The organism is Iodidimonas muriae (assembly GCF_014647255.1).
Taxonomy (GTDB): domain Bacteria; phylum Pseudomonadota; class Alphaproteobacteria; order Sphingomonadales; family Rhodothalassiaceae; genus Iodidimonas; species Iodidimonas muriae.
Map to the genome: position 1 here is coordinate 146,525 of NZ_BMOV01000001.1, position 13,369 is coordinate 159,893.

Annotated in this window: 10 protein-coding genes; 4 read left to right on the top strand and 6 right to left on the bottom strand. The window is 54.3% G+C overall.

Features of this window, described 5'->3' with window-relative positions; genetic code table 11:
* Positions 1-21: 21 nt before the first annotated feature.
* Positions 22-1,677, bottom strand: coding sequence for an alpha-glucosidase family protein (locus tag IEX96_RS00660; RefSeq protein WP_188873309.1), 1,656 nt, complete (start codon positions 1,675-1,677; stop codon positions 22-24).
* Positions 1,678-1,796: 119 nt separating this feature from the next.
* Positions 1,797-3,761 (bottom strand): alpha-amylase family glycosyl hydrolase, encoded by a 1,965-nt coding sequence (locus IEX96_RS00665; protein WP_150004632.1) that lies wholly within the window; start codon positions 3,759-3,761, stop codon positions 1,797-1,799.
* Positions 3,762-3,966: 205 nt separating this feature from the next.
* On the opposite strand from IEX96_RS00665, the gene IEX96_RS00670 reads away from it, so the two are divergent.
* The 3 genes from IEX96_RS00670 to IEX96_RS00680 all read left to right on the top strand — a co-directional run bounded on the left by IEX96_RS00670 (position 3,967) and on the right by IEX96_RS00680 (position 6,438).
* A complete protein-coding gene (locus IEX96_RS00670) occupies positions 3,967-5,262 on the top strand; it encodes a sulfite oxidase (protein WP_188873310.1) in 1,296 nt (431 codons plus the stop codon).
* Positions 5,259-5,606 (top strand): aldehyde dehydrogenase, encoded by a 348-nt coding sequence (locus IEX96_RS00675; protein WP_150004633.1) that lies wholly within the window; start codon positions 5,259-5,261, stop codon positions 5,604-5,606. The genes IEX96_RS00670 and IEX96_RS00675 overlap by 4 nt, the downstream gene beginning before the upstream one ends.
* 148 nt (positions 5,607-5,754) lie before the next feature.
* Positions 5,755-6,438 carry a DUF6624 domain-containing protein gene (locus IEX96_RS00680; protein ID WP_150004634.1) on the top strand — a complete coding sequence of 228 codons (684 nt, stop codon included), beginning with the start codon at positions 5,755-5,757 and terminating at the stop codon, positions 6,436-6,438.
* A gap of 152 nt (positions 6,439-6,590) precedes the next feature.
* Here the strand turns inward: IEX96_RS00680 and IEX96_RS00685 are convergent, their stop codons facing one another.
* The 4 genes from IEX96_RS00685 to IEX96_RS00700 form a co-directional block, all read right to left on the bottom strand.
* Positions 6,591-7,760: an isovaleryl-CoA dehydrogenase gene (locus IEX96_RS00685; protein WP_150004635.1), complete on the bottom strand. Its 1,170-nt coding sequence runs from the start codon at positions 7,758-7,760 to the stop codon at positions 6,591-6,593.
* An 83-nt stretch (positions 7,761-7,843) separates the two neighbouring features.
* Entirely contained in the window at positions 7,844-8,869 is a 1,026-nt protein-coding gene (locus tag IEX96_RS00690) for a Gfo/Idh/MocA family protein (protein ID WP_188873311.1), read from the bottom strand.
* Positions 8,866-10,104 (bottom strand): dipeptidase, encoded by a 1,239-nt coding sequence (locus IEX96_RS00695; RefSeq protein ID WP_150004638.1) that lies wholly within the window; start codon positions 10,102-10,104, stop codon positions 8,866-8,868. The genes IEX96_RS00690 and IEX96_RS00695 overlap by 4 nt, the downstream gene beginning before the upstream one ends.
* A complete protein-coding gene (locus IEX96_RS00700; RefSeq protein WP_150004639.1) occupies positions 10,101-11,828 on the bottom strand; it encodes a M28 family metallopeptidase in 1,728 nt (575 codons plus the stop codon). The genes IEX96_RS00695 and IEX96_RS00700 overlap by 4 nt, the downstream gene beginning before the upstream one ends.
* A gap of 403 nt (positions 11,829-12,231) precedes the next feature.
* Here IEX96_RS00700 and ald point away from each other — a divergent pair, with 403 nt between their 5' ends.
* Positions 12,232-13,350: an alanine dehydrogenase gene (gene ald, locus IEX96_RS00705; RefSeq protein ID WP_150004640.1), complete on the top strand. Its 1,119-nt coding sequence runs from the start codon at positions 12,232-12,234 to the stop codon at positions 13,348-13,350.
* Positions 13,351-13,369: the final 19 nt, after the last annotated feature.

Genomic DNA, 13,369 nt, shown 5'->3' on the forward strand with positions numbered 1-13,369 from the left:
TCATCCGGCGTTTTTTCCGTTTCATTTCCTTGATAAAATGCACTGGCCATAAGGCGGGAGATGGATGCGTCCGTCTTCCAGCGTGCCGGTGCAGCCGGGCAAATCGGTTGCAGTCCACGAGGCTGCAATTTGCGGATGCCAATCCACGGCCTTTTCTCCCAAATTGAAAGCGCAGAGCAGCCGCTCGCTGCCATCTGTGCGTTCAAAGGCCAAAATGGGTTCCGGGCTTTCAAAAAACCGGATGGTTCCATGGATCAAAGCCGGATGGTTTTTGCGGGCGCGCAAAAAAGCCTTCATTTGGGAAAAGGGGGAGTTGGGGTCGTTATATTGCGTATTTGCGGCCAGTTGTGCGTGCCGGGGGTCTATGGGAAGCCATGGCCGGGCGGTGGAAAAACCGCATTGGGGGGAAGAGGCATCCCACGGCATGGGGGTGCGGGCCCCGTCGCGTCCCAAAGTATCGGGCCAATTGGCAATGGCTTCGGGATCGCGCAGATATTCAAATGGAACATGCGCTTGCGGCAGGCCCAATTCTTGACCTTGGTAAACAAAGGCCGTGCCGCGCAGGCAGCATAAAAGGCTGTTGAGCATGGCGGCAAAGCGCGGATCGGTTTCAGCCGGTGCGCCGTCTTTGGATTGTGCCCCCCAGCGCGAGGCAACGCGGGGCGCATCATGATTGCTGAAAGCCCAGCTTGGCCACGCACTTTGCTCTGTATCCTGCCATGCTTCCAGTGCATCGCGTATCAGCTTGGCACTAAGATTTTTGTTTTCGATGAACACGAAGCTATAGGCGGTGTGCAGCCTGTCGGGGCCATTCACATAGGAAATCAATTCATCCAAAGAGCTGTGGTCGCCAATTTCCGCAACGGTAAACCGATCGTCATAGCGGTCAAGCAAGGCGCGCAACCGGGCGATGAATGTGAAATTTTCCGGTTGCGAGCGGTTATAGAGATGGGTTTGGAAATCATAGGGGCGCGAGCCTTTGAGGCCGCTGGGCGGATTGTCGCGCAATTGGGGGTCGTGCATATAGAAATTTGCCGCATCAAGGCGAAAGCCATCAACGCCGCGATCCAGCCAAAAACGGGCACTTTCCAAAATGGCCGCCTGCACATCCGCATTGTGCAGATTGAGATCGGGCTGTTCGCTCAGGAAATTGTGCAGATAATATTGCTTGCGCTGGCCATCCCATGTCCATGCCGGGCCTTTGAACAGGGATTGCCAATTATTGGGCGGGCTGCCATCGGCTTTGGGATCGGCCCACACATACCAATCGGCCTTGGGGTTTGTGCGGCTCGAACGGCTTTCTTTAAACCATGAATGTTGATCGGAACTGTGGGAATAGACCTGATCGATGATCAGCTTCAGGCCCAATTGATGGGCTTTTTCCAAGACCGCATCGAAATCTTCCAGGGTGCCGAAAATGGGGTCCACATTGCAGTAATCGGCAATGTCATAGCCATAATCCCGCATTGGCGAGGTGAAAAACGGAGATATCCAGATCCCGTCCACGCCCAGATCCGCAATATGATCCAGATACCCTAAAATGCCCTTCAGATCGCCAATCCCGTCACCGGACGCATCTTTGAAACTTCTGGGATAGATCTGGTAAATGACGGCGCCATGCCACCAAGCTGCTTCTGCCTTGCAAGCATCCGTTTTTGATTGTGGTTGTTTTGTCATATGCGCCTGTTTCAGTGGAAGCCTGTGGGATGGTTCGATATAGAAATTTGCAAGGAAGGGCAATATTTGCAGAAATTTTGCAATTTCTTTTGCATCAGCCGGTGGCGTGTCGGATACGTTTATTCTTCATCGGCAGAGGTCCAGAGACCGAAAGACAAAGCGGGCAAGGTGGCGGTAACGGATGCGCCGTCCCCTTTTGCGGCAACTGATCCATCGCCCATCAGGCGCACCCAGCGCTTTGCGCCTATATCCCCGTCCATATGGAATCCGGCGCTGTCCGCATTGCGTGCCGTGTTGAGCACCACCAGAACCTCTTTGCCGGAGTGGCGGTCTTTGCGGGAAAAGGCAAAAAGGCCGGGGCTATCTTTGGCATAGCGGGTGATCTGCTTTCCTTGGCGCAGGGCCGGATGGCGGTGATATAGCGCGGCAAACTCAACCAATGTGCGGTAAAGGGGATGCTTGGTGTCGAAATTATCTATGGCCGTGCTTTGGCTGCTGCCAAGCAAGCGGTTGTCGTTATAAATATCCACAAGGCTGGGAAACATATCTTCCCGCGCATCCTGATCGCGGCCATCGCCGGTAAAGCCCTGCTCGTCACCATAATAAATCACCGGCACGCCGCGCGCGAAATACATCAAGGCATAGGCAAGGCGGACGCGTTTCATCAGCATGTCTTCATCGGCATCGGCGCCGAACTGGCTGATCAGGAAATGCCCCAACCGTCCCATATCGTGATTGCCCAGAAAGGTGGGCAACAGCCCTGCATGGCTCCAATCCGTGTCGTATAAAGTGTCTTGGTCGAAAAGCTGTGCAAGCAGCCGGGTGGGGCCGTTTTCCACCAGCACTTTTTGGGCAACGGATTGAAAGCCGAAATCCAGCACGGCGGGTAGTTTCCCTTCGCGGACAAAACGGCTCAGATTGTTGGGGTCCGGATCATAAACCTCGCCGAATACATAGAAATTCTCGATGCCTTTGGAGGCGGCAAAAGCGCGAATTTCAGGAATAAAGGATTGCCAGAAGCTCATATTGACATGGCGAGTGGTGTCGATACGGAAGCCATCGATGCCGAATTCTTCGATCCAGTATTTGTAGATCTCCGTCATGCCCGAAAGAACGCGGGGATGTTCGGTGAAAAGATCGTCAAGGCCGGAAAAATCGCCATTCAAGGCGCTTTCTGCCTCCATGCCGAAATTGCCTCGATTGTGATAGTAAATCGGGTCATTAAGCCAGTGCGGCACTTTCACATCGGTTTCTGCCTTGGGCACAAAGGGCGTATAGGCCCAGCGTGTATCCGTTAGATGGGCGAAGTTTTCCGCCGTTTGTAATGCCGGTCCATCGCCTTTGAAGCCTTTGTTGATGGCGGGGCCATCGGGGCTGCCGAGAGTGGTATAGGGATAGTCGGCAAGGCTGCGATAGGAGCAGTCGCCCGTTCCTTGGCATTCACGATATTGAATGACGTCCGCTGTGTGGTTGGTGATGATATCGAAAATGATCTTGATGCCGCGCTGATGGGCGGCGCTCACCAAATTCTTGAGATCCTGATTGGTGCCGAAATGCGGATCGATTTGTGTGAAATCGGTGATCCAATAGCCGTGATAAGCGGCGGATTCCTGGCCTTTGGGACCTTGCACCGGCTTGTTTTTGAAAATCGGGGCCATCCAGATGGCTGTAACCCCTAGATTTTCAAGATAATCGAGCTTTTGCAAAACGCCGGGTATGTCGCCGCCATGATAAAAGCCTTTATGGGTGGGATCAAAGCCATGGTCCAGCTTGCCGCCCGATATGCCACCGCGATCATTGCCTGTGTCGCCATTGAAAAATCGGTCCGGCAGCAGAAAATAGACAATGTCGTCTTCAATGGGGCGGGCGCGGACATCGGATATGGATGGCGCGGGGGGAGTGGCTGCAGCCTTTATGCTCTGGCTACTGCTATGGCCGGATGCAACAGAATTTTCAGACTCATCTGCATGATCTTTTGCCCCGCCACATGCGGCCAAACCAAGCGCCAGAACAGGGGCTAGAAACAGGTTTTTATTGAAGATTCCGAATGGCTTTTCCGCGCCATATTTCTTTAAAACATCCATGATCCGCCCCTTGATCGTCAGTGAATTCTCGTTGTTTTGAAAAATTTTTGCATTTTCATGCAATATTGACAAGAAAAATGCAAAAAGACGCGCCATCAAAAATATGCTCGCGATGTCGTGGCCCAGTGGTGACTTTACCTTGACGCGAAAGCGGGCATAATTGGACATCTCATTCTTTTATGGCGCTTTTGGCAAAGGGGCGGATATGTCAGAGCAAGAAAAAACCCCCATTTCAGACTTTTATGCCAAAGATCCGATCAAGGCGGATCAGCAAGTGTTCGGGCGAAAAAGCCATGCGGACAGGCGCGGATTTCTGCGTGGTGCAGGGCTTGCGGCTTTGGGTGCGGCCCTTGGATCGGGCATGGTGTTTCACCGCAATTTCCCTGCAGGATTGATCCCCCAGGCCTTGGCCGATGCCAGCGTGGTTCCCGGCAAGGACGGGCTGGTGATTCTTAATGACCGGCCAATGAATGCGGAAACCCCGGCGCATTTGCTTGATGATACCATCACTCCCATTTCGCGGCATTTCATCCGCAATAACGGTATTCCGCCACAAGATATGGCCGCACATGGTTGGGAAATGCGGGTCGATGGCTTTGTGGACCGGCCCTTGGCGCTTTCCATCACTGATTTGCGCCGCGATTTCGAGGTGGTCAGCCGGCAATTGGTGATTGAATGTGGCGGCAATGGCCGGGCCTTTTTCGATCCCGGTGCCAGTGGCAATCAATGGACAGTGGGGGCGGTTGCCTGTGCGGAATGGACGGGGGTGCGCCTTGCAGATGTATTGAAAGCCGCAGGCGTGCAAAAGGAAGCGATCTATACCGCCCATGAGGGGGCGGATATGCATTTGTCGGGCGATCGCGCCAAACGGCCCCTGTCGCGCGGCGTGCCGATCGAAAAAGCCATGGACCCGAATAATCTGATCGCTTTCGGGATGAATGGCGGCGACATCCATCCGATGAATGGCGCACCTTTGCGGCTTGTTGTTCCCGGATGGCCGGGAAGCTGTTCCCAAAAATGGCTGACCCGCATCACCTTGCGCGATCAGGTGCATGATGGTGCGAAAATGACAGGCACCAGTTACCGCATACCGCGCTATCCGGTGGCACCGGGAACGGATGTGCCGGTGGAAGATTTCGAAATTATCGAGGCCATGCCGGTAAAATCCCTGATTACCCATCCGGTGGATGGTATCAAGCTGTCGCGTTCTTCATTGGAGGTGCGTGGCCACGCATGGGCCGGGAACGGCAAAGTGTCCAAGATGCATGTAAGCCATGATTTCGGGGCCACATGGCAACGCGCCGATCTGGATGAACCGGCCAATCCCTTTGCATGGCAGCACTGGCGGGCAAGTCTCACTTTCCCAAAGCCCGGCTATTACGAAATTTGGGCAAAAGCCACCGATGACCATGGGGTTTCGCAGCCCTTTACCATCGGCTGGAACCCCAAAGGGTATCTCAATAATTTCTATCATCGCATTGCCGTTACGGTGACGGAATGAAGCTTTTGATCATTGGCCTTTGGGCGTGTTTTTTCGCCGCAGCCCCCGCTTCTGCGCAAGAGCCGCAAAAGACAGACGACGAGATGGATATGCCGCCCGATATGGCTGCCATGGTGGCGGGCGAGGGTAGGGAAACCAGCTATTATCTGTGTTCGGGCTGTCATTCCACCAAACTTGTAACCCAGCAGCGCTTGAGCCGGGATCGCTGGGCGTATTTGCTGGATTGGATGACAAAAGAACAAGGCATGGCGGAACTGGATGCGGAGAGCCGCACGATAATCCTTGATTATCTCAGCACCGCTTATGGCCCTTCAACCACACAGCGCAAAACCCAAAGGCGGTAGGGCGGGTTTCAAAAGCCTCCCTGCCATCATCCCGAATTTGATTTAGGATTAAGGTTCTTTATTTCCATAATTTTATGTCGATGCCAGCATAGATTCCGAACCAAGCTCTGGTATTGGTGAGGATAGATATGCGTAAAAAGGAAACGGCATGATTTATCGAATTTTCGGTGCGCTTTTTTTGATGGTTTTTTCTTCTGCCGGGTTTGCTCAGGACCCTGCCGCCCTTCAGACATTCAAGGAAAGCTACAAGGAACAACGCGCGGTTCTGGCGGATGTGCAGTGCGCGATAGAGGATATTGCTTGTATCGATCAGGAATTGGGGCTTCGGTTCGATCTCGATCAATTTTCACGCAGTGGGATCACGCTTTTTTGCTCTGGTAAAGAAGGAAAGGAATCCAACGATTGTTGGGCGGAGATTTTTAGAGATTATATTACTCCGGTTGATAAAGAAAATTTACAACGTGTAAGCGATATTCTGGAGCAATATGGCTATGTGTCGGCTCCGCTCTGGTCTGATAAAGCAGAACAGGCTGTTTGGTTTGTGGTTCAACATATGCCGCCGGAGACGGATCCCGATTTGATGGCTTTGATTCTGCCCAAGGTGAAAGAATCTGTCGAGCAGGGGCGTTTGACCGGCTGGCATTATGCCGCCATGTATGATCGGCATGAGCGATATCAAGGCCGTGATCAGCTTTATGGGACGCAGTTTTTGCGAGACGGTGGTGTCTATGTGCCAGCCCCGATGCAAGACCCCGAGGGCGTTGATGCGCGTCGCGCCGCCCTTGGTATGGAAACACTTGCGGAGAAGCTTGAGAAATTCAATAGCCGCTGACGGAAGATGAGAGAGAGCTCCTCCGGTTGCAGCTCTGCTATCATCCATCCGCCGTCATCCTGAATTTGATTTGGGGATTATTGAAGTCTGGGAAAGATTTAGGAAGGGCTGTTTCTTTATAAAGAGCGCCCTTCCTTGAAGATATCGTTCGCTCAGGCGGTTTCGCTGAACAGTTCGCGGCCGATGAGCATACGGCGGATTTCCGATGTTCCCGCCCCGATTTCATAAAGTTTGGCATCGCGCAGCAGGCGGCCGGTGGGATATTCATTGATATAGCCATTGCCGCCTAGCGCCTGAATGGCTTCCAGCGCCACTTGCGTTGCTTTTTCGGCGGCATAAAGAATACAGCCCGCAGCATCCTTGCGCGTTGTTTCCTTGCGGTCGCAAGCCTGTGCCACCGCATAAACATAGGCGCGGCAGGCCCCGAAGGTGGTGTACATATCGGCGATCTTGCCTTGCATCAGTTGAAATTCGCCAATGGCCTGATTGAATTGCTTGCGTTCATGCACATAGGGCACAACAACATCAAGGCAGGCACGCATGATGCCCAATGGCCCGCCGGCCAGCACCACACGTTCATAATCAAGGCCGGACATAAGCACTTTCACGCCCTTGTTTTCTTCGCCCACAAGCTGTTCGAACGGCACTTTGCAATCTTCAAACACCAGTTCGCAGGTGTTGGAACCGCGCATCCCCAATTTGTCCAGCTTTTGCGCTGTGCTGAAGCCTGCATAGTCCTTTTCGATCAAAAAGGCCGAAATGCCTTTCGAGCCGGCATCCGGTTCGGTTTTGGCATAAACAAGCAAAACATCCGCATCGGGACCATTGGTGATCCACATTTTGTTGCCATTGATCACATAACCATCATTGTGCTTGATGGCGCGGGTTTTCATGGACACCACATCGGATCCGGCCCCCGGCTCTGACATGGCAAGGGCGCCCACATAGTCGCCGGAAATCAGTTTCGGCAGATATTTTGCCTTTTGTTCGGGCGTGCCGTTAATGACAATCTGGTTGATGCATAGATTGGAATGTGCGCCATAGCTTAGGCCCACAGAAGCAGATGCACGGCTGATTTCTTCCATGACGATGCAATGGGCCAGATAGCCCATATCGGCCCCGCCGAATTCTTCCGGTGCGGTGATCCCCAACAGGCCCAGTTCGCCCATGGCTGGCCACAGATCGCGCGGGAATGTGTTGGTGGCATCGATTTCAGCGGCGCGGGGAGCGATTTTCTCTTCCGCGAAGCGCCGCGCCGTTTCGCGCAGCATGTCCAGCTCTTCGCCGTGATCAAAGCGCAGGGTGGGGAATTCAAAAAACATAGCGATGGTCCCGGTTTTGGGTGTGATTTTCTAAGTCGTGTTTAGCGTTGTTTGGCGGGCTTGTCCAAAGTCTCGCATCACTGTCAGCAAAGATTTGCAGCGGCGCGGACTTGATCCAGAGCACGCATATTGTTGATGCTGTCCGCCCCTTCGGTGGGCAGCGGCGTCCCTTCATAAAGGGCGCGTTTTACGGCCATCAATTGGCACTCCATGGTGGTGGGGCCGTTGATCTCTCCTTCTTCGCTGCCGGACAGGGTTTCCAGTAAATAGCTGTTCCCCCGATCCGGAGCCAAAGGATTGCGGACAAGGATACGGCCTTCGCTGCCTTCGACCAGCAATTCCGAGCCGCGTTCGGCATCCGGGTCCATGCGCACGGTCATGGCGCATGCCACATTTCCGCACAGGAATTCCGCGCCCAGAGCATCATCCACCTCGCCGCTGATATGGGCTTCGGCAGCGATGTTGCTGGGTTCATGGCCGGTAAGGGTGCGGCACCAATGCATCGTATAGCATCCCATATCCATCAAAACGCCACCGCCCAAAGCCTTGATACGGCGCAGTTCGCGCGGGTTTTCGCTGATGGGGCTGCCAAGGCTGGCGCTGATATGTTCCAATGTGCCCAAACGGCCGCTGGCAACCAAGGCCATCAGCATGGAAAACATCGGGTGATAGCGATAATGGAAGGCTTCGATCAGCCGCTTGCCGGTACGCCGGGCGGTGTCCGCCATGGCTTGAGCTTCATCGCCGGTCATGGCAAAGGGCTTTTCGCACAGCACATCCTTGCCCGCTTCCATGGCCTTGATGCACCAATGGGCATGGCTGGATGGTGGCAAGGCATTATAGACGAGATCCACGTCAGGATGGGTGACAAGGGCCTCATAGTCATCGGCCACAGTCAGCACGCCATGTTCTTCGGCAAAGGCTTCGGCTTTTGCGCGATCGCGTGCCGCCACGGCCATCAGATCGATATCACCATGCAGGGCCGATGGTACAATAATGGCGCGCGGGGTGATCCGCGCCGCCCCCAAAAGGCCGATCCGCAAAACCCGGTCCTGTGCCGGATCCTGCCCCGGCCCCTGTGTTTGTGTCTGTGCCGTGTCTGTCATCATGCGCCTTTGGTTTTTTCTTTGCTGTAACGATCAATGGCGCGCCACACCCGCATCAGATTGTTGCCCATGATCTTGGCGATGGCCGCTTCATCATAGCCGCGTGCCAATAGCCCTTCGATCAGATTGGGATAGGCGGCGACATCCTTCAATCCGATGGGCAAGGTATCGTCCACGCCATCATAATCGGAGCCGATACCGACGGCATCGATGCCGGCGATTTCAACCACATGGTCGATATGATCCAACACATGATTGAGTGTGGCATAAGGATAGGGGTGCTCCATTTTATACCGGGCTTCAAAGTCTTCTTGCATGCTATCCGTCGGTTCGGCATCGGATTGAGACAGCCAGCTTTCAAAGGCTGCATCCAGTGCTCCGCCATAGGCATTGGCCTCTTCGGTCAGAAAAGCCGAGCCGAAATTGATCATGATAACGCCGCCCTTATCGGCCAGCGCCTTGATCATGTCGTCCGACATATTGCGTTCGAAATTGGGGGTGAAATGCCGTGCCGAACTGTGGCTGGCAATCACCGGAACGGCGCAGTTATCGATCACATCCCAAAAGGCCGCATCGGAAATATGCGAGACATCCACCATGATGCCCAGATCGTTCATGGCCCGCACCACATCAACGCCAAAATCCGACAGGCCGTCATTGGGGCGTTCCTCGTCATAGGAACTGTCGGCAATATGGTTCGAGCGGGAATGGGCCAGCGTGATATAGCGAATACCGCGCTGGTAGAAATGCTCAAGGTTTTTAAGGTCGCCTTCAATGGGCGCGCCATTTTCCATGCCCAGAACGAAGGCCATTTTTCCGGTCTGTTTGGCGGATAAAACCGCGTCCGGGTTGTGGGCCAGAGTGAATTTATCGGGCGCGACCGCCGCGATTTTCTCCACCAGATCGATCATGCTGTTTGCATGGCCAAAGGCTTTGCCTGCCCCTTCAAATTCATAACTGGCCGGGGTGTAAATGGACATGAAGGGCGCATCCAAGCCGCCAGCCACGGCGCGGGGATAGTCGAAATCGCCAGTTTCGGTGGCTTTGCTTACATCTTCATACCGGGCGTTGAGCCGATAAGGCACGTCGATATGGGTGTCGACGATCAGCATCTCATGGGCCAGTTCAACGGCCCGTTTTGCGTGTTCATCCTCGGACATTCCGGCAGGGCCGGTATTGCTATTGTCGCATGCGGAAAGGGCCAAAAGGCCAAGAGAGGCGAGAAAGGCGCGTTTCATTTCATGCTGTCCTTGGGTTGGGGGCCGGTTTCCATGCGGGCGGCGCGGAATTCCGATCCGTCTTTCCAGCCCGGCCAATCGTTTGAAGAGGCAAGATCAAGGCCGATGGTATAAAACAGCTCCAGATCTTCTGCGGCGCCAGAGAGATCCCAATCCGGATCATATTCATCTGCCGGTTTGTGATAGGCGCGGTCGATATAGGCGCTGTTTTGTTCCAAGGTCCAGTCGCGGCTATGTGCGCGGCTGTCGGTGCCGCTATCGGTGTAAAGAACGGGAATGCCGATTTTCGCCAGATTGAAATGGTCGGAGCGATAGAAATAGCCGTGTTCTGGCGTTGGCTCAAAAGACAGCGTGCGGTTTTGTTGTTTTGCAGCAATGGTCAAGAGATCCTGCAAATCATTCTGGCCTTCGCCAATGATGGTAATATCCTTCATAGGGCCATGGATATTGGCGCCATCCATATTGATGGCCGCCACGGTTTTATGGGCCGGAATTGCCGGATTTTGCGCATAATAAGCCGATCCCAAAAGCCCTTGCTCTTCGGCGGTGGTCGCCAGAAAGGCAACACTGCGTCGCGGGCTTTCATCCAGAGCAGAAAAGGCTTTGGCCAGAGCCAGCAGCCCTGCGGTGCCGGTGGCGTTATCCAGTGCGCCATTATAAATCGGGTCGTCGGTCAGGGCGGGGTCCATACCGATATGATCCCAATGGGCCATATAAAGCATGGCTTCATCGGGGGCTGCGCTGCCTTCCAATACGGCCATCACATTATTGGATTGGGTATGGCGCAGGCTGTTATTCAATGTGGCGGAAAAAGTAAGCGGCAGGCTTTGTGCCTTGAATTCGGGTGAAAGGGCGGCGGCCTTGGCATTTTCCAAAGTCATGCCAGCCTGTGCGAAAAGCGTTTGTGCCGTTTGTTCGCTGATCCACGCCTCGACCGCGGCAAAGCTCGAACCGCCATCGGGGGAAACGAGGCTGAATTGCGGGCCTGTCCAGCTTGATTGCACCACAGCCCAAGGATAGCCCGCCGGTTCGCTTTGGTGAACCAGAATAGCGGCGGCGGCGCCATGGCGGGCGGCTTCTTCATATTTATAGGTCCAGCGGCCATAATAGGTCATGGCCTTTCCGGTAAACAGATCGGGGTTTTCTGTTTCAAAGCCGGGATCATTGACCAGAATCAGCACCGTTTTCCCGGTCACATCCTCAGCTTCATAATCGTCCCATTCATATTCCGGGGCGGTGATGCCATAGCCCACGAACACAATGTCGGAGTCGCTTATCTCGACCTGTACGCGTTCTTGTTTGGTCCAGGCCACGATCTGGCTGCCATAGTCAAGACCGGTCTTCTCATCGTCTTTGGTGAAAAACGCCTGAAACTGGCCGTCTTCTGGTTTTGCTGTCAGTTCGACAAGCGGAACGCTTTGGGTATAGCTGTCGCCAAATCCCGGCTTCAAACCAAGCGCTTTGAACTGTTCGATCAGATAGACAACGGTCTTTTCCTCGCCGACGCTGGCCGGTGCGCGGCCTTCAAACGCATCCGATGCCAAAATCTTGATGTGCTGATGCAAAAGCTGTTCGGTGGCGGCGCGGTCAAAGCCGGAAGCCGCGCTTGAGGCTTGTGGTTGCTGCGCGTTTTGGTGGCTGTTATCGGCGTTATCGCAGCCTGCAAGAAGCAAAAGACAGGCCGCGCTGAATAGACTGGGTGCAATCGAGCGTGAAGGGAACATGGGCCATTACCTGATGACATGAGAAGGATGACGGTCTGGGGGTATGTACAGGCAGGCTTACAGCTACGCTTGGGAAGGTCAAGCGGCTGTGCTCCAGTTCGGGCAAAACCATTCCCTTATGGATTGCGACTCCGGCATTTATGGTGGCCCTTGCGACAATCTGCCAAGGGATTGCTGATTCGATGATCATGGTCTTGTGAACGGGTGGCGGGGCAGGTTTTAAAACGTGGGGGCAAAAACGAAGTATTCTTTCTCAGGCGGAACCCCATTGGCAGCTTTCCATTAAAGTTGCAGCAGATGGGACAAATGCGCTCGTAAGGAAAGACAGCGCTTGCCGGTGATTGTATAAATCCTACAGAAAACAGGGCGATAACCTCGTTCATAGCCAACGGAGAGATAAAACATGCTGATTGGTGTCCCGAAAGAGATCAAGAATCTGGAGTTTCGCGTCGGGCTTACGCCGACGAGCGTGCGCGAGCTGATAACCCACGGTCATCAGGTGATTGTTCAGAAAAATGCCGGATTCGAGATTGGTCTGGACGATGACAGCTATATCGCCGCCGGTGCCGAGATCGTCGATACGGCAGAAGAGGTGTTCGCCCGTGCCGATATGATCGTGAAGGTGAAGGAACCGCAGCCTTCGGAACTGAAAATGCTGCGCCCCGACCAGATTTTGTTCACCTATCTGCATCTGGCGCCCGATCCCGATCAAACCCGTGGGCTGATCGACAGCGGTTGCGTTGCCATTGCCTATGAAACCGTAACCGATGCACGCGGCGGTTTGCCATTGCTTGCCCCCATGAGCGAAGTGGCCGGGCGTATGTCGATTCAGGCCGGAGCCCATTGCCTTGAAATGCGCCAAGGTGGCCGCGGGATGCTTTTGGGCGGTGTTCCCGGTGTGAGCGCTGCGAAAGTGGTGATTATCGGCGGTGGTGTGGTTGGCACCAATGCGGCCCGCATGGCTATGGGTATGGAAGCCCATGTGACAGTTCTTGATAAATCCATCCGCCGTCTGCAGGAACTGGATTTCCAGTTCGGCTCCAAGCTGAATACGGTGTTTTCTACCGTTGATGCCGTTGAAGAGCATGTGCTCAATGCGGATCTGGTTGTGGGCGCCGTTTTGGTGCCCGGTGCGGCGGCGCCAAAGGTTGTCAGCCGGGAATTGGTTTCCCGTATGAAGCGCGGCTCGGTTCTGGTGGATGTGGCCATTGATCAGGGCGGTTGTTTTGCCACGTCCAAAGCCACCACCCATAATGATCCCATCTATATGGTGGATGATGTGGTGCATTATTGCGTCGCCAATATGCCCGGCGGTGTGGCCCGCACCTCTACTTTTGCGCTTAATAATGTAACGTTGCCCTATACGATCGCTTTGGCGGACAAGGGATATAAAAAGGCGCTGGCCGATGATCCGCATTTGCGCAACGGCCTTAATGTCTATCGCGGCAAGCTGACCTATGAAGCCGTGGCCCATGATCTGGGTACGGATTATGTGTCGGCCGAAGAAGCCCTGGGGCTGTAACAGGCAGATCTGACTGGTA

What these genes read in the sequence shown, in the direction of transcription:
- IEX96_RS00660 (WP_188873309.1), bottom strand. Translation starts at nt 1,677, where the DNA reads ATGACAAAACAACCACAATCAAAAACGGATGCTTGCAAGGCAGAAGCA.
- IEX96_RS00665 (WP_150004632.1), bottom strand. Translation starts at nt 3,761, where the DNA reads ATGGATGTTTTAAAGAAATATGGCGCGGAAAAGCCATTCGGAATCTTC.
- IEX96_RS00670 (WP_188873310.1), top strand. Translation starts at nt 3,967, where the DNA reads ATGTCAGAGCAAGAAAAAACCCCCATTTCAGACTTTTATGCCAAAGAT.
- IEX96_RS00675 (WP_150004633.1), top strand. Translation starts at nt 5,259, where the DNA reads ATGAAGCTTTTGATCATTGGCCTTTGGGCGTGTTTTTTCGCCGCAGCC.
- IEX96_RS00680 (WP_150004634.1), top strand. Translation starts at nt 5,755, where the DNA reads ATGATTTATCGAATTTTCGGTGCGCTTTTTTTGATGGTTTTTTCTTCT.
- IEX96_RS00685 (WP_150004635.1), bottom strand. Translation starts at nt 7,760, where the DNA reads ATGTTTTTTGAATTCCCCACCCTGCGCTTTGATCACGGCGAAGAGCTG.
- IEX96_RS00690 (WP_188873311.1), bottom strand. Translation starts at nt 8,869, where the DNA reads ATGATGACAGACACGGCACAGACACAAACACAGGGGCCGGGGCAGGAT.
- IEX96_RS00695 (WP_150004638.1), bottom strand. Translation starts at nt 10,104, where the DNA reads ATGAAACGCGCCTTTCTCGCCTCTCTTGGCCTTTTGGCCCTTTCCGCA.
- IEX96_RS00700 (WP_150004639.1), bottom strand. Translation starts at nt 11,828, where the DNA reads ATGTTCCCTTCACGCTCGATTGCACCCAGTCTATTCAGCGCGGCCTGT.
- ald (WP_150004640.1), top strand. Translation starts at nt 12,232, where the DNA reads ATGCTGATTGGTGTCCCGAAAGAGATCAAGAATCTGGAGTTTCGCGTC.